This window comes from Erwinia aphidicola (assembly GCF_024169515.1).
Taxonomy (GTDB): domain Bacteria; phylum Pseudomonadota; class Gammaproteobacteria; order Enterobacterales; family Enterobacteriaceae; genus Erwinia; species Erwinia aphidicola.
In genome coordinates this window covers 565,731-583,550 of the sequence record NZ_JAMKCQ010000001.1, presented here as the reverse complement: position 1 = coordinate 583,550, position 17,820 = coordinate 565,731, and the positions used below count along the sequence as shown (strand labels likewise).

19 protein-coding genes are annotated in these 17,820 nt (G+C 47.6%); 15 read left to right on the top strand and 4 right to left on the bottom strand.

The window, feature by feature from the left end; translation table 11 throughout:
• Positions 1–32 precede the first annotated feature (32 nt).
• From J2Y91_RS02570 to J2Y91_RS02560, 3 genes are all read left to right on the top strand, one after another.
• Entirely contained in the window at positions 33–1,574 is a 1,542-nt protein-coding gene (locus J2Y91_RS02570) for a methyl-accepting chemotaxis protein (RefSeq protein ID WP_253537109.1), read from the top strand.
• Positions 1,575–4,215: 2,641 nt separating this feature from the next.
• Positions 4,216–4,413: a hypothetical protein gene (locus J2Y91_RS02565; RefSeq protein ID WP_253537107.1), complete on the top strand. Its 198-nt coding sequence runs from the start codon at positions 4,216–4,218 to the stop codon at positions 4,411–4,413.
• A gap of 231 nt (positions 4,414–4,644) precedes the next feature.
• Positions 4,645–5,127: an Hcp family type VI secretion system effector gene (locus J2Y91_RS02560; RefSeq protein WP_253537105.1), complete on the top strand. Its 483-nt coding sequence runs from the start codon at positions 4,645–4,647 to the stop codon at positions 5,125–5,127.
• A gap of 286 nt (positions 5,128–5,413) precedes the next feature.
• Here J2Y91_RS02560 and J2Y91_RS02555 read toward each other — a convergent pair whose 3' ends face one another.
• A complete protein-coding gene (locus J2Y91_RS02555; RefSeq protein WP_253537102.1) occupies positions 5,414–5,929 on the bottom strand; it encodes a DUF2778 domain-containing protein in 516 nt (171 codons plus the stop codon).
• 295 nt (positions 5,930–6,224) lie between these two features.
• Here J2Y91_RS02555 and J2Y91_RS02550 point away from each other — a divergent pair, with 295 nt between their 5' ends.
• From J2Y91_RS02550 to J2Y91_RS02535, 4 genes are all read left to right on the top strand, one after another.
• The gene (locus J2Y91_RS02550; RefSeq protein ID WP_253537099.1) at positions 6,225–6,482 is read left to right on the top strand and encodes an AbrB/MazE/SpoVT family DNA-binding domain-containing protein; all 258 of its coding nucleotides are present in this window, start codon (positions 6,225–6,227) and stop codon (positions 6,480–6,482) included.
• Positions 6,482–6,814: a type II toxin-antitoxin system PemK/MazF family toxin gene (locus J2Y91_RS02545; protein ID WP_253539426.1), complete on the top strand. Its 333-nt coding sequence runs from the start codon at positions 6,482–6,484 to the stop codon at positions 6,812–6,814. The genes J2Y91_RS02550 and J2Y91_RS02545 overlap by 1 nt, the downstream gene beginning before the upstream one ends.
• Before the next feature lie 368 nt (positions 6,815–7,182).
• Positions 7,183–8,559 (top strand): AAA family ATPase, encoded by a 1,377-nt coding sequence (locus J2Y91_RS02540; protein ID WP_253537096.1) that lies wholly within the window; start codon positions 7,183–7,185, stop codon positions 8,557–8,559.
• The gene (locus J2Y91_RS02535; RefSeq protein ID WP_253537094.1) at positions 8,556–9,491 is read left to right on the top strand and encodes a DUF4435 domain-containing protein; all 936 of its coding nucleotides are present in this window, start codon (positions 8,556–8,558) and stop codon (positions 9,489–9,491) included. The genes J2Y91_RS02540 and J2Y91_RS02535 overlap by 4 nt, the downstream gene beginning before the upstream one ends.
• Before the next feature lie 362 nt (positions 9,492–9,853).
• Here the strand turns inward: J2Y91_RS02535 and J2Y91_RS02530 are convergent, their stop codons facing one another.
• From J2Y91_RS02530 to J2Y91_RS02520, 3 genes are all read right to left on the bottom strand, one after another.
• Positions 9,854–10,744 carry a hypothetical protein gene (locus J2Y91_RS02530; protein ID WP_253537091.1) on the bottom strand — a complete coding sequence of 297 codons (891 nt, stop codon included), beginning with the start codon at positions 10,742–10,744 and terminating at the stop codon, positions 9,854–9,856.
• A gap of 131 nt (positions 10,745–10,875) precedes the next feature.
• Positions 10,876–11,904: a site-specific integrase gene (locus J2Y91_RS02525; RefSeq protein ID WP_253537088.1), complete on the bottom strand. Its 1,029-nt coding sequence runs from the start codon at positions 11,902–11,904 to the stop codon at positions 10,876–10,878.
• A 1-nt stretch (position 11,905) separates the two neighbouring features.
• Positions 11,906–12,469: a phage repressor protein CI gene (locus tag J2Y91_RS02520; RefSeq protein ID WP_253537085.1), complete on the bottom strand. Its 564-nt coding sequence runs from the start codon at positions 12,467–12,469 to the stop codon at positions 11,906–11,908.
• Between the two features lie 155 nt (positions 12,470–12,624).
• Here J2Y91_RS02520 and J2Y91_RS02515 point away from each other — a divergent pair, with 155 nt between their 5' ends.
• The 8 genes from J2Y91_RS02515 to J2Y91_RS02480 all read left to right on the top strand — a co-directional run bounded on the left by J2Y91_RS02515 (position 12,625) and on the right by J2Y91_RS02480 (position 17,819).
• Positions 12,625–12,933, top strand: a complete 309-nt coding sequence (locus J2Y91_RS02515; protein WP_253537083.1) for a hypothetical protein — start codon at positions 12,625–12,627, stop codon at positions 12,931–12,933.
• A gap of 23 nt (positions 12,934–12,956) precedes the next feature.
• Entirely contained in the window at positions 12,957–13,460 is a 504-nt protein-coding gene (locus J2Y91_RS02510) for a phage regulatory CII family protein (RefSeq protein ID WP_253537081.1), read from the top strand.
• A gap of 8 nt (positions 13,461–13,468) precedes the next feature.
• Positions 13,469–13,660 (top strand): phage filamentation protein Fil family protein, encoded by a 192-nt coding sequence (locus tag J2Y91_RS02505; RefSeq protein WP_253537077.1) that lies wholly within the window; start codon positions 13,469–13,471, stop codon positions 13,658–13,660.
• On the top strand, positions 13,653–14,075 hold the full coding sequence (locus J2Y91_RS02500; protein ID WP_253537074.1) for a hypothetical protein: 423 nt from the start codon (positions 13,653–13,655) through the stop codon (positions 14,073–14,075). The genes J2Y91_RS02505 and J2Y91_RS02500 overlap by 8 nt, the downstream gene beginning before the upstream one ends.
• A complete protein-coding gene (locus tag J2Y91_RS02495) occupies positions 14,072–14,497 on the top strand; it encodes a hypothetical protein (protein ID WP_253537071.1) in 426 nt (141 codons plus the stop codon). Before J2Y91_RS02500 ends, J2Y91_RS02495 begins: the two co-directional genes overlap by 4 nt.
• A 73-nt stretch (positions 14,498–14,570) precedes the next feature.
• Positions 14,571–14,798 (top strand): DUF2732 family protein, encoded by a 228-nt coding sequence (locus J2Y91_RS02490; protein ID WP_253537068.1) that lies wholly within the window; start codon positions 14,571–14,573, stop codon positions 14,796–14,798.
• Positions 14,799–14,916: 118 nt separating this feature from the next.
• On the top strand, positions 14,917–15,777 hold the full coding sequence (locus J2Y91_RS02485; RefSeq protein ID WP_253537065.1) for a DNA adenine methylase: 861 nt from the start codon (positions 14,917–14,919) through the stop codon (positions 15,775–15,777).
• Positions 15,774–17,819 carry a replication endonuclease gene (locus J2Y91_RS02480; RefSeq protein WP_253537062.1) on the top strand — a complete coding sequence of 682 codons (2,046 nt, stop codon included), beginning with the start codon at positions 15,774–15,776 and terminating at the stop codon, positions 17,817–17,819. Before J2Y91_RS02485 ends, J2Y91_RS02480 begins: the two co-directional genes overlap by 4 nt.
• Position 17,820 lies beyond the last annotated feature (1 nt).

The window sequence follows — 17,820 nt, the reverse complement described above, 5'->3', positions numbered from 1 at the left end:
TCACCCACCTGCAAATATTGAGAAATGGAATAATGTCTTTAAGAAAATATATGCTGATTGGCCTTGGCATCTTGCTGCTGACAGCGCTGATGAGCACCCTCTCCGGCCTGAATAATCTTAACCGCTCGAATACCTCGCTTAACGATATTAACCAGGAGATCGGCGTCATTCTGTCGGTGATCGACCCGATCAACCACAGCCGCACTTTCCAGGTGCATCTGAGCCATTATATTTTTGAGCGTAATCAGGGGGAGGGGCAGCGTGCGGCTGAGTACCTGGCGCTGGCGAAAGCGGTGCTGGCGAAGGCCGACGCGGCTTTTGACAATTTCAGCGCGACGCAGCTGCTGGCAGATGAAGGTGCCCTGCGAGAGCGTTATCGCGCCAGCTATCTGGCTCTGCGCCAGCAGGGATTGCAGCCAATGCTGGCGGCGGCAGAGCGCAATGACGACGCTGCCTATAACGGTGCGCTGCTCAGAGTGGGCGAGCTGACGCGGGCGTTTGAGAAAAACCTCGATGCCGAGCTGTTGCTGCATGAACGTTATTCGCAGCGGCTGAACGAGACGGCGAGCAGCAACTTCCGCTCCGGCATGGCGATTGGCGCTGCGCTGCTGGTCTTCACGCTGCTGCTGATGGCGTGGATGCTATTCATCGTGCGCAGCAAGCTGATTTCCCCGCTGCATCAGGCGGTGTCGCTGGCGGAGCACATTGAGCGCGGGGATTTAACCTCGCGGCTTAACGCCCGTAGCAATATTGATGAAGTGGCGCAGCTGAGCCGCGCAATGCGCTCAATGAACGGGCAGCTCAGCAGCATGGTGGGCGGTATCCGCACTATCGTCAGCAAGGTGCAGGAGGCGTCGGGTGAAATCGCTCTGCGCAATCAGCACCTCGATCGCCGCACGCATCAGCAGTCCTGCGCGGTGGTTGAGACCGCAGCCAGTATGGAAGAGATTACCGCGACGGTAAAAAACACCACGGAGAGCGTTAAAAAAGCCAGCCAGCTTTCGCACAGCGTATTGACCAACGCCGCTAAGGGCGGGGAGGTGATTGCGGAAGTGGTGACCACGATGAATCAGATTGCTGAGAGTTCGGAGCGCATAAACGACATCACCAGCGTGATCAACGGCATTGCCGCTCAGACCAATATTTTGGCGCTGAACGCGGCAGTTGAAGCGGCGCGCGCCGGGGAACAGGGCCGCGGCTTTGCGGTCGTGGCGGGGGAGGTGCGTAATTTGGCCCAGCGCTGTTCCGGGGCGGCAAAAGAGATCGCCAGTCTGATCGACGAGTCGCGCAGCCGGGTGAAAACCGGCACCGAGCGTGTCAATCATGCCGGTGCCAGCATGGGTGAGATTTTGCAGCAGGTTAGCGAGGTGAATCAGCTGATGAGTGATATTGCCGAGGCTTCTGACCAGCAGAGTAAGGGCATTGAGCAGATTGGCCAGGCGATCCATGAGCTGGACACTACCACCCAGCAGAACGCTGACCTGGTACGCCAGTCGTCGAACGATGCCAGCACGCTGGAGCAGGACGCCGGTCATCTGGCGAGCATGGTAGAGGTGTTCCGGATAGCGAGTTAGGGCACCGCTGTTGCCTGTCAGTCTCCAAGCCTTCATATACTGTAGGGGTCGACCATCTTTTTCGGTCGACCCGCTGAGGCTCCGGCAGAATTCCGGGGCTTTGATATGCCACAGGTAACCTCCTTTGACCCCGCGCCCAAATGACTTCCATCGCGATACGATCAGCAACCCGGCCTGAGGCCAGCCAGAGCACGCCGGAACGGCAAAAGCCGCTCCCTGCGGGCCTCGGCACGCGGCATCCCTGCTAACCGCGTGCCCGCTGTGGTTTTTAAGCAGCGACGATGCCAGGAAGATTCGAGAGCTTTCATACCGTAGGGGGCGACCATCTTTTCCGGTCGACCTCCGATCCTTCATAAACCGTTGGGGGCGATCCTCTTTATCGGTCGACCTCCAATCCTTCATATACTGTAGGGGTCGACCATCTTTTTCGGTCGACCCGCTGAGGCTCCGGCAGAATTCCGGGGCTTTGATATGCCACAGGGAACCTCCTTTGAACCCGCACCAACATGATTTCTATCGCGATACGATCAGCAACCCGGCCTGAGGCCAGCCAGAGCACGCCGGAACGGCAAAAGACGCTCCCTGCGGGCCTCGGCACGCGGCATCCCTGCCGCGTGACGTCCGGCTTTACCTCCGGCAGGCCTCATCCCTGCTAACCGCGTGCCCGCTGTGGGTTTTAAGCCACGACGATGCCAGGAAGATACGCGAGCTTTCATATACTGCAGGGGGCGACCATCTTTTCCGGTCGACCTCCGATCCTCCATAAACCGTTGGGGACGATCCTCTTTATCGGTCGGTCTCCAATCCTTCATATACCGTAGGGGTCGACCATCTTTTTCGGTCGACCCGCAGAGGCTCCGGCAAAAATCAGGGGCTTTTCATATGCCGCAGGGTACATCCTGTAAACCCGCACCAACATGACTTCCATCGCGATACGATCAGCAACCCGGTCTGTGGCCAGTCAGAGCACGCCGGAACGGCAAAAGACGCTCCCTGCGGGCCTCGGCACGCGGCATCCCTGCCGCGTGACGTCCGGCTTACCTCATCCCTGTTAACGCGTGCCCGCTGCGAGTGTTAAGCCGCGGCGATGGCAGGAAGATCGGTGGGCTTTATATACTGTGGTGGCGACTGTCTTTTCCGGTCGGTCTCTAATCCTTCATATTCCGTTGGGGACGCTCCTCTTTTTCGGTCGGTCTCCGATCCTTCATATACCGTAGGGGTCGACCATCTTTTTCGGTCGACCCGCAGAGGCTCCGGCAAAAATCAGGGGCTTTTCATATGCCGCAGGGTACATCCTGTAAACCCGCACAACATGACTTCCATCGCGATACGATCAGCAACCCGGTCTGTGGCCAGTCAGAGCACGCCGGAACGGCAAAAGACGCTCCCTGCGGGCCTCGGCACGCGGCATCCCTGCCGCGTGACGTCCGGCTTACCTCCGGCTGGCCTCATCCCTGTTAACAGCGTGCCCGCTGTGGGTTTTAAGCCGCGACGATGGCAGGAAGATAGGTGGGCTTCATATACTGTGGTGGCGACCGTCTTTTCCGGTCGGTCTCTAATCCTTCATATTCCGATGGGGACGCTCCTCTTTTTCGGTCGGTCTCCGATCCTTCATATACCGTAGGGGTCGACCATCTTTTTCGGTCGACCCGCAGAGGCTCCGGCAAAAATCAGGGGCTTTTCATATGCCGCAGGGAATATCCTGTAAACCCTCGCCCAAATGACTTCCATCGCGATACGATCAGCAACCCGGCCTGAGGCCAGCCAGAGCACGCCGGGACGGCAAAAGCCGCTCCCTGCGGGCCTCGGCACACGGCATCCCTGCCGCGTGACGTCCGGCTTACCTCCGGCAGGCCTCATCCCTGCTAACCGCGTGCCCGCTGTGGGTTTTAAGCTGCGGCGATGGCAGGAAGATTCGAGAGCTTTCATACCTTTGGGGACTATCCTCTTTTTCGGTCGGTCTCCGATCCTTCATATTCCGTAGGGGTCGATCATCTTTTCCGATCGACCCGCAGAGGCTCCGGCAGAATTCCGGGGCTTTGATATGCCACAGGGAACCTCCTTTGACCCCTCGCCCAAATGACTTCCATCGCGATACGATCAGCAACCCGGTCTGAGGCCAGCCAGAGCACGCCGGAACGGCAAAAGACGCTCCCTGCGGGCCTCGGCACGCGGCATCCCTGCCGCGTGACGTCCGGCTTACCTCCGGCAGGCCTCATCCCTGCTAACAGCGTGCCCGCTGTGGGTTTTAAACAGCGACGATGCCAGGAAGATTTGCGAGCTTTCATATCGTAGGGGCCGATCGCCTTTTCCGAACGATCCGGTGTATGAAGGCGGGTTAACCTGGATATATACACGTTCTTTACCGCCTTTCATTCCCCGCTCCTCGTCACGCGACGCTTATAAATGCGGTTAGCGAGTCGCGACTTGTTTGTTTAGGCACGCGTAGTTTTTACGTTTTATGCGCCGCCTTCCAGAATCGGCTGCAACAAATCGTGTGTGCTTGAATAAGTGCTTCTGTGGGGATTAAGGTAGCCATGCGTCGGCAAAATCCGGCGACAGGATTGGCGTCCTGACACTGTATCTCGGCAATATGCGCCATAAATTGCGCATATATCTAAATGATTGCTTCGAGATAACCATGATGAATGATGGAATTTATGATTACACCCCGCTAGAAACCACTGAGTTATGCGACCAGTGCCGCGCTCTGGCCTTTGCGATCACCGAACTCACTCACCCTATAGCCCGCGATATCTTGCTGTGGGTGCTGGTGGAACGCATTGAGATGCTGAGCTTGCGGATGGAGAGCGAAGATCACCTGTTAACTGAGATCTGACGACTGGAAGTAGATACAGGCATTGCATTGGCGGTGCCTGTTGAAAAGTCTTCACATATAGTATGTAAGAGTAATCCAATAATTATGAGATTGCTCCTTCCCTGTTATTGAATATGTGTTAATTATATTTAGGAATAAGTGCGGTAAGTCATTTTTATTTAGAGGTTATGATGATTAATATCTGATTTTGTTGTTATGATGACTTCTTGTCTTAGCGAGAAGGGATTTGTAATGGCCATTCCAGCCTATTTGTGGTTAAAAGATGATGGTGGTGCCGATATTAAGGGATCTGTAGATGTTAATGGTCGTGAGGGAAGTATAGAAGTCCTAGGTTTCAATCATAATGTAAGCATACCTGTAGATGGGAGAAATGGGAAAATTACGGGAACACGAACTCATGGAGTGATGTCTCTTGAAAAAGAGTTCGATAGTTCATCTCCTTACCTCTATAAAGCTGTATCTAAAGGTCAAACACTTAAATCTGGTGAGTTATGGTGGTATAAAATTAATGATGCAGGGCAGGAGGTTGGATACTTTGTAATGAACATGGAAAATATCAAGTTGGTATCAATATCACCAGCAATGATTAACTCCAAAGATCCTGCTCATATGCATTTAAATCACCTTGAGTCTATTTCATTGATGTATGAAATAATAACTTGGCGTTATGTGGATGGAAATATTATTTTTTCAGACTCTTGGAATGAGAGATAGATGAAAACCAAGGGGTGATTACAATCTCTTGGTTTTTTTATATGTTTTCTGTATAATTTTTTTTAACACTACGTATAAAATTAATGAAATCAATGTGATTATTACCAAGTCTATAATGACCTCGAGGTTGCTTTCTTCACCACTATTAAAAAAAACTTCCATTTCAGGTGACAACTTAGGGCTAATGTACTGATATATTTGAAAGCCTAAGTTACTAACCCCAATGAATCGGGATATGAAGAAAGATGCAGTAAAGCTAAATAACATTAATGATAAGAATAAAATTCTACTGCGGAAGGATGCATGAGCCAAAATTAGTACTCCCTGTGACATCAATACGGCCATAAGCCATTAAAGCAGATTTCCCCGGAACTTTGAATTTTTTTTGATTAAGAACAGCGCTTCGGAATAAGTTAAAATCGAAAAGGCTAAAAAAGGTAATGCAACCCCATGATTCGCCTTCGCCATTAGGCCTTAAAGGATGAATCCTGAACCCACCACGTTCAACACCATTGACGAAGAGATGATCTGACATTGTCTGAGAACTATAGATTCCAAGCCAAGATGAATGGTCGGTGCCGTTCCACCAATCAAGAGCTGTACCTCTTAAACGATTTGATATTCCACCCGCAGGTCTATCAACAATCCAATATTGCCCCGGAGGAAGACTGGAATTTATTATGTATGAGCATTCAGGTTTGTTAATGTAACCAGGTTTTCCAGAAAAAACGTCAAACGTTCCAATTCCGTAGCAGTGAAATTTCGCAACGTATCCATGATGAGTCAGATTGTTGTAATCCATTCGACAAATTTGCATCATTTATCCCTTATGATGTGAAAGTCATATATTTTACAACCGATTAAAAATGATGAGAGTACATTTAGAGCGATTTCGGCACGATTGATGTCCCCTAAAGTGATCAGTTAACCATATGTGTAATATGAAATGTTGAGTACAACGTGTACCCAGTAGCTTGTGAAAGTACGTTGTAGTTTTCAGCCTTGTATCGAAAGGTTTAAGTTGAACACAGTGGGATCTAGGCTTAAATTCTGCTGATTATGACGTTATTTATCATGTTGTTAAAGGGAAATGAATTATGTTGATTTCAAAGTTGCATAAAGTTGAAGGCTCTATCATGCTGACAATACAACCTGCGCTACTGGATGTTTTGCAGCTAAATGTTGGAGCGAAAGTAGGTATGGCTGTAGATGCTGGTCGACTGATTGTGGAGGCACAATCTCGCCCGCGCTACACGCTTGAGCAACTTCTTGCTCAATGTGGCAGTCATGCTGAAATTTCATCTGATGATAGTGAATTGCTGAATAATAAACCTGTGGGTGGAGAGTTAATTTGATGGAAAGAGGGGAGATTTGGCTCGTCTCACTTGCCTCTACTTTGGGACATCAGCAGCAGGGAACGCGGCCAGTTATGATAGTTTCGCCTGGTGCTTTTAACCGAATGACCGGAACACCAGTCGTGCTGCCTGTTACTAATGGCGGCAACTTTGCCCGTATAGCAGGATTTGCAGTGCCGCTGGATGACGCGGGTATGCGCACCGTCGGTGTAGTCCGCTGCGATCGACCACGCGCTCTGGATATGGCTTCACGACACGGCAGGAAACTGGAGGATGCTCTAGCAGAAATAGTTGAAGATGTGATGGCTCGGCTAGCGACGATTTTTGAATAATTAACAATTGCACGACGGTTTATGAACTATAATATCCTGTTGCCCTTGAATTCAAATCTATCAGCGGTCTAAGCGGCATATCGCCGTCATTGAAAAAGCTGAAAGAGACGTTACTAAGTATTCTAAAAGATTGCTTTGCTCCGCAGTGGTCTCTGCTTCAAAGTCTCATGATGCCTAGTAACTCGTTATTGAAAATAGGGTAGTTAAAAAAACTAGTTATTCATGGTAAGTCAGGATTTTCTATAATTCTTGTCAGTTTAATTCAAAGCGCTGTTGTGTATTTAAAATTAGGCATTAAAATAATTATTTTCCCAAAGTGAAGTCTTATAACTTTGCTTTATTAGCAATAAAATAATGAAGGTAAGAAAATGAGTATAAGTATCAAAAAGGTTGAGTTATTCAAAATTCATAATAGATACAATTTATCTATAAATCTTGATGAAGGGTTAAATGTTATCCACGGAAAGAATGGTGCAGGGAAGACGACATTTATTCATATAATAGCAAATATTGTCAATTGCGATTATGTTAGGTTCGCATTTTTAAATTTTGAGGAGATTATTGCAACTTATAATAATGGTGTAAGGGTTTGCATTAGAAAGTTCGCATTAAACGGTAATCAGATTATAAAAGTTTTACATGAAACAGGGGATGAGATAGAATTTTCGGTATCTGAGGCTGTTGAATCTTTGAGGGAAGTCGAAACTGACCGCTATGTAAGAGAACTTAAGCCTAAGTTATTATCAATAATCGATGATTTTGTCAAGAGGAATGAATTGAAGAAAACTTCATGTTCTTACTTCCCTGCCTTTAGAACGATGCTAGAAGCATGGAATACATATCCTGATAATGATTTTGAACGTAGGCATTACAGAAGCGGAATTGTTCAGAAGAAAGTAAACAGTTTTGCAAGAAATTTATTTGGAAAATTTTTACCAAGCATTAACTATCCATCCCCAATAGATATTGAGGAACGAATTAAGGATGAAATAAGAAACGCACAAGTAAACATTGGACGATATGAAGGTAAGGTCTTTTCGGAGTCCTTTGTGAAAGTTTTTTCTGCTTTGATTGAGCAAAACTCTATTGATGAGATAAAACCAAATGAGGTTTTAACTGAAATTCAAAAATTAGCAAAGCCACAAGATAAAGCGTTGCAAATTGATTATTATGAAGAATATTCTAAGATAAATGATGAAATCAGAACTTTAGTTAGTTCTGGAGCTAAGGGTGACGTGGGTAATTCTGTTGCCGGAGCCTTAGTTGTTTATAGGGATGCCCTTAAAGCTCGCCAAGAATTTCAAATAAATTCGTTTGCTCAAATTAATAAGTATTTTACATCGGTAAATTCATTTCTAGAAGATAAAACATTAAAATATGATTTTGATATGGAAAGAAGAAATCCTAAAGTAGGGCTGAAATTTCCGGATGGAACATGGAGTAGTATACGTGTAATGTCATCTGGAGAGAGACAATTATTGACTATGCTATATGCGACATCAAAAATGAGCTCTGATGCAATTGTTCTAATTGACGAGCCTGAACTTTCTCTACATATAGATTGGCAAGAGGATCTTTTAAAAAATATGCTATCACAATTGGGAGGGCGACAAATTATTGTTTGTACACATTCCCCATCAATTGCGACAGGCTATGAACATTGTATGAAAGCAATAGTTCCACTTTTTGTTTCATCTGTAAGCGAAGAAGGTGAGATTGATTTTGATGAGGATGAAAGCATATGAGTGAACTCGCTTATACTGTAGACACATACTTAACAGCAATTTCAATAAGCACGAAAAAAAGAGTACTTGTTGAGGGTAGATACGATCGTCAACATCTCAATAATTTGCTTTCAGTAGTTGCTCCACATAACAAAATCCATATTGATGCAGCCCAATACATAAAGTCAAGTGATAAGGGAATCAACAAGAATAACAGAAAAAAAGTTGAGGCTATCCATCAAGGATCGGTAGAACTGGGTATAGATAACGTTTACTTTCTGTGCGACAGAGAGTTTAGAAGTTTTTCCGTAGCAGATGTTATTAAAGATGACTTAGAAGGGCATTACTCGAGCAATAAGTTACATTGGACATATGGACATTCAATGGAAAATTACTTTTTTCATAAGAATATTCTAATAGATGCATATAGGTATCTTTTTTCAGGGGAAAATAAAAATTTATCATTTAATTTGTTTGAAAGAATCATAGATTCATCTTTTCAGCTAATTGCAGCTCTTACGTTAGCATCAAGAGAAATGCAAAGATTAACATTCCCACTATCGCTAGTTACATGGAGAGATTTTATAATACAAGACGATAAAATTTTTCTTAAGAAAAGAACAGATCTCACTTGGCAAGATTGTGAAGATAATAATAGTTTTTATGATTTTTATCATGAGTATTTTTCGATTACTTCTACGTCTCCTCCAATTGTGTGTTCAAGGATCAGTAGAGGGCATACTGCGATGATTATTTTGCAAAGGGTTTTTTCAGCATGTGTTTTTAACATAAATAATAATGAAAATAAATCTCTTGCTGAGGAAGGTGCAAATAAATTTAGCAATATAAGTGAGGAGATTATCGCCAATGCTTTGTCTGAAAGTTGGGTTAGAAAGATTGACCGATCACAGCATAATTATCCAGTAAGTTTGTTTGATGTTATAGTGGGCTGAGCCTGCCCTGCTATCAAATAGGGATGAAATCTAGGCTATAATTGAAGTAATGAACTTATTTATTTGTTTTTTTAAAATTATGAAATTGGATCGATGTCTTTTCAAAGCAATCTAGCTGATTAGTTTATAACATTCAAACACAAAAAAGCCCACTCGGCGTTAACCTTGTGGGCTTTCAGGACTTCTGCGATCGGCTCTGGAACCGCCGCGAAAAGATTTGGTGGAGCTGGCGGGAGTTGAACCCGCGTCCAGAATTACTACATAGTCTATCTATAATACCATAAACAATGTATTGCGATATTTTTCAGTTGGTTAGTTGGCTTTTCTTGGTTTCTATTAGTTTGCATTGCTACTCTTTTGGCTTATGTGTCGCCATTTTGTCGCCATTTTTCTATGTGTAAATTTACTTGTTTCGTACAAAAGTTAGGGGCATTTTCTCGCGAAGGGAATCCACAGTGGTCTACAAAAATATTTTGTTTTAGGAAGTGATAATTATCTACGTACTTGCTGGGATCGTTAGCGTTAATTATGTCAAATATTTTTTGGCAAACTGCATCAAGCTCTTCAATTCCTTTCATAAGGCTATTATCATCGAAAAAAATACCTTCGTAACTTAATTCTGCAATCTTGAAATAAGGTCTGGAGAAGTTTTTATTATTGTTAATATTCAAGGTTTGTGATATCACTTCGAATGATCTTTCAATTCTATAAATATTTATAAATTGTCTAAATATGTCAGTTTTGGTTGTTTGTGTGGATTTACCAAGTATTCTATTTGAATTCTTTAAACCTTTATTGATATCAGCCCATGCCTGTTCTATCGTTCGCGTTAAAAGCTCGTCAGGAATATAAACCGCTCCGTTTAAATATGATGATCTGTTAAAAATTTTCTTATATAAACTTACGGGGTTATTGATTTGTAATTTGAACTTTCGTCCAGAAGTTTTTTCTTCTAGCGCTAGCTCTCTGTATTCAATCGATTCTAACATATCTAACGTGTGTTTTAAGTGAGTATAATAAGAGTCAGATAAGTTTTTCTTCTCAGATTCATTAATTTGTTTTTCTGTTTGAATGGTTCTGTGGATGTTATTGACAATAGATGCAAGTGGTACTGAAGTAGCTAAAAAAAGTAAGGGTACTTTAGAAATGTTATAAAATACTTCAAATCCATTTTCTGATAGGTCAGGAGAATGTCCCCACCAAGCCCAAGCGCCATAAGCCAAAAAGGACAGGGCAGGGATTAAAATAGCCATCCAGAAAAGTTTTTGATGGAAAAGACTTCTATGATCAAGCTTAAGCCATCCTACTTTGTAACTTAGTAGGAGGAATGAAATAATTATTGCTAAGTGTGAAAGTATAAAAAATGAGGAAATACTCGTATGATTCATTTTCTTGTCCAAGTTAAATTGGATAGGGGGTTTTTTGTAACTGCATCATCCAAATGGTCGGGGGCGAAATGGGCATAGACCATTGTCATCTTTATATCGGCATGACCGAGTATTTCTCTTAATACCAGAATGTTACCACCATTCATCATAAAATGACTTGCAAAGGTGTGTCTTAAAACATGCGTGCATTGCCCTTCGGGTAGGTCTATTCCAGCGCGTTTTATAGCCCTTTCAAATGCCTTTCTGCATGGCTGAAATAACCTTCCATGCTTGTTGGGGATTTCTCCGTACAGTTCTTTGCTGATGGGAACGGTTCTGTTCTTTTTGCCTTTAGTTTTGGTGAACGTAACACGATATTGAGTAACTTGCGATCTGTTTAGTTTTTCTGCCTCACTCCACCTTGCTCCTGTAGCTAAACAAATTCGGGTAACCATTAGTAAATCAGGGTTTAATGATTCAACGCATGCGTCTAAGACTTTTTTAATTTCCTGCTGACTTAAAAATGTTAATTCACTTTGAGTAATTTTAAATAATGGTATGCCAGCGATTGGATTAGGTGCTTTCCAATGCCCTAATTTCTTCAAAGTCCCAAAAACGGCAGATAAATTGCTCTGATCTAAATTGGCGGTCTTCGGTTTGATCGCTGCCATTGGAACGCCGTAAACGTCGACAGCCTCACCTTTGAGCCGTCTTTCTCTGAAAGACGTAAACACGCCCGGCGTAACGTCAACTGCCAGGGGATCGCCTAAGTTGTGGCAAATCATTTTCAGCTTGTTAAGAAGCTTTTCCGGTGAAGATAAAGTCTGCCCGTACAGGGAATACCACAGATTGATAATTTCGGACAAATGGCGGCTGTCTTGCTTTTCACCGAGCCAAGGCTTGCTCTCAGTTTCGCCCATGATGTGATTTTCATAGGCTACCGCTTCGCCTTTAGTGGCAAATTGCTTGCGCAGCCGTTTTCCATCTCTGCCTCCGGGGTAGCATTCACAAATCCATTTCCCGGATGGCAATTTACGTACAGTCATATCAGACCTTTTTCTGAACGCTAATAACTCGCGCAACAATGCTGATTTCGTCTACTGAACAGTCAAAGGGAACGCCACCACCTAAAACTTTGACTTTCTTAATGGGGACAAATGCAAGTTCACGGATGCTGCTTTTCCCTTCAATTTCAACCAGCCACTGGCCGTCTGTTGTATCTGAAAAGTCTTTTTCCAGAAAATAAAAATCACCACTGCTTCTCAGAACAAAGGGCTTGCGCAAACCAGCGGGAAGGAAAAGTTTGTCAAACATGATACTGCCTGATTCTAAAAGTTTCCCATCGCTCAACACGCAGCTTGATAGAGATTCGATGTCTGTGCGCTGCAACTCACGAATACGCCCCGTTCCAGTAGTAAGCCATTGTAATGACACCCCTGTATCAATTGAGCAGCGTATGACCAGTTCTGCAGGAAAATGATTCCTGCTTACCCAAGTTGCCAGTGTGCTTGAAGACATACCTACATGGCGACAGAGGTCATTTTTAAACTTGAAGCCGTAAGCCTCCATCACTCTGCTGATCGCCGCAGAACCGTCGTTTGTCAAAAGCATAATCTCAAATGAGTCCTTTTAAGAGGGTTGACCAATCTCGAATGAAGATGTATAAACTCATCTCATACGAGATTGAGATAGGCAAATCACCGCAAATGAGATGCCAAGCGATACGAAGTTATACGAAAACGAACTAACAACGGAGATTTTGCACTATGAACGCACAGGTATCAATCAACATTCCTCGCGTATGGGTATACCCCGAAGAATTCGCATTCCTGGAAAAAATGTCCATTCACACCGTTTACAAATGGACTGAGCAGGGGAAGGTAAAAAATATCCCTAAATCAATCCGTAAGGGCTGCAAGCGTGTAGGTGGTCGCAGTCAAATCAAATACTTCGAGTATGTGCAGGAGAAGACCCGCGCCGCTCTTGGTCATTCTAATTTTGTGATCAACGTGACTGGAGCCGAAATCAACGTGCCTGATGGTTATCGAGCTTCAAAGCGGACCGCAGAGCAATAATGACCGCTGCCGAGGGAATGCGCATGTTTGATTACATTGAGTCCAAACACCCCCATTTTGATGCAGCTTGCCGAGCGTTTGCGCTGGCCAATAACGTCGAGGCAACTGCCCGCGCCGTTGGACTGACCCCGCAGGTATTACGCAACAAGCTGAACCCGGACCAGCCGCACAAGCTGACCGTGGAAGACCTGCTGGCCATCGTTGTTTATACCGATGATGCCCGCCTGATTGATGGTGTGCTGGCGCAGCTTAACTGCCTGCCGTCCGTGCCTGTCAATGAGGTTATGAACAGCAGCGTACCTGTATACGCGCTCAACGCCACGGCGGATGTGGGCGCGATTGCTGGCCAGGCTGTATCTGATGAACCGTTAACCCAGGCGCGTAAAAACGCCATTTTAGACCGGGCGAGTAATGCGATCCGCAATCTGTCGCTAATCATGCTCACTGTCGAATCCCGGTTTCAATCCACCCCCATTGTGGCTGCAGCTGTCGATCTGGTCAGCGCCACCATGCCCGGAATGATGTGAGGTAAACCATGGTTATTTTCGCAAAACTGCTCAAACGACCGTCACCCAGCCAGCAGCTACCCAGTTTCGGCCATGGCTGGATCGAACTTTCAAACGGTCAACGCTGGCAGCCAGCGCCGGGGGTTAAACCCGCAGTGCAGGCCCGCCGCCGTTCGGCTTTCTCTCGTTTATTGGAATTAGTAGGGGGCAAACGTGGCTGATAATCAGAAATGGCTGGAGCGTATCCGCCAGCAAATTAACAGCAAGCAGTCAAAGGCCGCTGATTTTTGGGACTCGCTTAAGCCGGAAATGCGCGGGTTGGTGCTTCACGCCGCCTCGTTATCCGGTTCGCAGAACTTTAATCATCACCTTTCCGGCTGCAACTGGCGCGAGCTTTACGCCCGTATTGATTCGCGAGGCATGGTCCAGCTGCGTACCGGCATTCAAATGGCTCGCGATATGTTCGATGGTTTTGGCAGTTTGTCCCGCACCAGTTTCACCCGCAGGACTTCGGAACGCCCTGACTGCAGTGCAACGCCAATCTGCCAGCGACAGGAAATGGTCATAGCACCGCACATTATCATGCCGCTGACCGCTGGCGAACATGAAAGAAATCAAGCTGGAGAGCAGCAATGAAAATCATCACCGTTGAAAAGGCCGGGTTGCTGGCTGATTTCACTGTATGGGGCGTCAGCACTGAGTACGCTGAATTTTTCCTGACTAAATGCGCGGTAGTTGGCCCGCAGGTTTCGCTGCGCCCGTTCCTGTTCAATGACACGGAACATTTAGATGATAAGCGCCAGTGGCTGGCTGCTGGCGCTGCGCTTTGGAGCCGGGTTTATCGCGAGGCTGAAACCAGCATTGCGCAGGTCGAGGCAATCAGCGCGATTCGCTCTCTCTACTACATGGCCGGATTACTGGGGCAGGGGACTATCACCACGGCAATTTCTGCGTGGTGGGATCTGACTATCGAACTTCACCAACTTCCCGCTGTTAATCGTTCGGCTGCGTCACCATTTGATGAAGCCATCTTGAAACGCCCTAGCGTCACCCACTAATAAATCCCGCAGGAATCGCACGGCCCCTTAATTGCGGCCGGGGATTTCTGCGCTCTGAATCGGAGAAAACCCCATGAAAATGACCCGCCAGGACATCAAAAAAAACACCTCTCCTTCTGCCGACATGGTGCAGGAGATCTGCACTAATGCGCACATCGAAGGGCGCAAGGATATGGCCACTCTGCTTTCCAGTCGTCTTGATCACATGGCTACCCGCGCCAGCATCGATCAGTTGTCTGCGGTGGAGATTGTCGAGCTGATGCGCGAGGAGTCCGCCACCTGGGTAAATCAATGGCACTGACCATCACGTTAATAAGCCTGCTTTGTATAGCAGGCTTTGCCGTATGGCTGCGCGGGGTTTTGAAAGCAGTGAAAGCTGAGCGCTACGAATCAAATAATTACGACTGAGGGTAGGGAAGATGGCACAACGCACACCACTGAAATGGCCGGGCAGTAAAGGCCGGGCGATGGAAGAACTGAAAAAGCATCTGCCGAAGGGTAAACGCCTGGTTGAGCCGTTCGCAGGCTCCTGCGCTGTCATGATGAATACTGACTATGACGAGTATCTGATTGCAGACATTAACCCGGACTTAATCAATTTTTATCGGCAGCTGATCTGCAATCTGGACGCCGTGATTGATCTGGCGGGCGGGTTGTTTGCTTGTGCTAATGACGCTGAAGATTTTTATATTTGGCGTCACTCGTTCAATTACGGATGTAATAAGCCTTATGAAAAGGCGGCTATTTTTCTGTATCTGAACCGCCATTGCTTCAATGGCATGGTGCGTTATAACCAGGCGGGCCAGTTCAACGTCCCATACGGCAAATACAAGGATCCGTATTTCCCGGCAGCTGAAATCCGAGCGTTTGCTGAGAAGGCTAAGCGGGCAACATTCGTCTGCGCTGATTTCAGTGAAACGTTGGAGATGGTGCGCGGTGGTGATGTGATTTATTGCGATCCACCTTATAACCCGCTGGAAGGCAAAGAGAGCTTTACGGGCTATCACACTGGCGGTTTCGGAACTGACCAGCAGCAGGCGCTTGCGAACAGGCTTTACGCGCTGGCCATGCAGGGCTATCCCGTTGTCGCTTCCAACAGTGACAGCCTGCTGACCACTGGCCAGTACGGTTTCGGGCGTTTTGATCTGCATAAAATTAACGTTGCGCGCTCCGTTGGCGCATCGGCCGGCACTCGCGTGGCCGCGCCTGAAATCATCGCTACACGTTACCCGAATGACCCCCGCCCATCTAAACGCAGTGGAATACAGTGCCGTCCATGAGTGGCACCCACGAAATAAATTTTGCCCCGGAGCACTATCACGCCGTTAATAAGTTTCGGCGTGATGTCTTCGCGCCTGGTGCGCCGCGTGATATCTCCATTATTGAGCTGAAGCTGTGGCACGCTGATGCAGTCGATCACAGCTGGCGCAGTCAGTTCCTGCATGATATGCCCGACTTCCTCGCCGGGTATTTTGGCCACCGTTACGAAACGCTGCTGAAGTCAGGCAAGAGCGGGCGCCGCCGCGCTAATACGTTTTTACGCAACACCATCGGAAAGAACGTATTACCACGGCTGAAGAAGGTCACGCAGCAGTGGCAGAAAGACTATACCCACGGGATGCCATCCCCCTTTAAAGACCAGCTGGACAGCCTGCCGACCTATGACCGCCAGCAAATCCGTGATCTCTCCTATGACGTGGCCAACTATCTGGGCGAAGCGTTTAACGTCTGGACGGAAGAAACCGCGCCAGAACAAGCCCCCGATAAAAAAGAAGCCGCACAGCGCACAGCTAATGCTTATGTGTATCTGGCGCAGGAGGCGATCAGGTGTGGCACCACGCCGCCTTACTGGGAGTCTGTTAAGAAGACCGGGCGCATAAAGCGTCGCCATGCTGAAAGCGGTTTGCTGCGCATGATGGCCCCGGAGTGGTGGCGTATACGTCTGAAGCGCCGCCGCGACCTGCAACGGGAACACATGGCCATCGCAGTGGGGCAGGTACAGCGATCTGCTACGGCCTATGTTTCGCGCAGCACGCTGGGCGAGTGGGTGGAGCAAAAGAAGCGAAACCGCGAGTTTTTTAAACGGTTTGATCTCATTAATGGCGACGGTGACCGCATATCGATGGCGGCCACCGTTGACCGCAGCAACGCTAACCCGGCAATCAGGAGATGTGAACTTATGGCACGTATGCGAGGTTTTGAAGATATCGCCAACGATATGGGGTGTGCGGGTGTGTTCTACACCATCACCGCGCCATCCCGCTATCACTCCGTACATCGTAGGGGCGGTTTCGTGTCCCAGTGGAACGGCAGCAGCCCGCGTGAGACGCAAAAGTATCTTTGCAAAGTGTGGTCAAAAATCCGCGCAGCGCTCTCGCGTGAAGAGATCCACCTGTTTGGCTTCCGTGTGGTTGAACCTCACCATGACGGGACACCGCACTGGCACATGCTGTTTTTCATGCTGCCGGAACACAAAGCCCGCGCCACTGAAATCATGGCGAAATATGCCCGTGAGGAAGATGCCGACGAGCTGAACACGCCGCAGGCTATGAAAGCCCGTTTCCATGCTGAAGATATCGATCCGGCTAAAGGCAGCGCCACGGGCTATATCGCCAAATACATATCAAAAAACATCGACGGTTACGCGCTTGATGATGAGAAAGACGGCGAGACGGACGGCAACGCCAGAGAAATGGCCAAGGCGGTCTCCGCGTGGTCTTCGCGCTGGCGCATCCGTCAGTTTCAGCAGATTGGTGGCGCACCCGTCACCGTGTGGCGTGAGCTGCGCAGGATGCGCGGGCAGACGCTGGACGATCCCCGGATGGATGCTGTGCTGGCTTCCGCAGACGTTGCCGTGGACTGGGCAGCATACACCCAGGCGCAGGGCGGCCCGCTGGTTGCGCGTGACGATCTGGTTATTCGCCTGGCTTATGAAATTACGGAGTGCGGCAACGAATATGGCGAAGACGTCCAGCGCGTGCAGGGGATCTATAGCCCGCAGGTTGCTGGCTCCGAGGTTCCCACTCGCCTGGTTAAGTGGGAAAAGGTTGCGAAGTTGTCCGAAGCGCCAGCGGAGGATGCTGTTCCAGGCCGCAACGCGGCCCCTTGGAGTTCTGTCAATAACTGTACGGGCGCGGAGCGCAGACGGTTAGAGCTGGAGTTAAAAAGTCGGGGTTTTGAGGGGAGCGAAGACGAAATAGCGATCCTGATGCGCGGCAGCGGGCTGGATTATGCCGGGGTTGGCAAACTGCGATACCGGAACGGCAAAATCAGTGAGGAAAGCGCGGGAACACCGGGCGAAATGTGGCCGGGGTGGTGCTAAA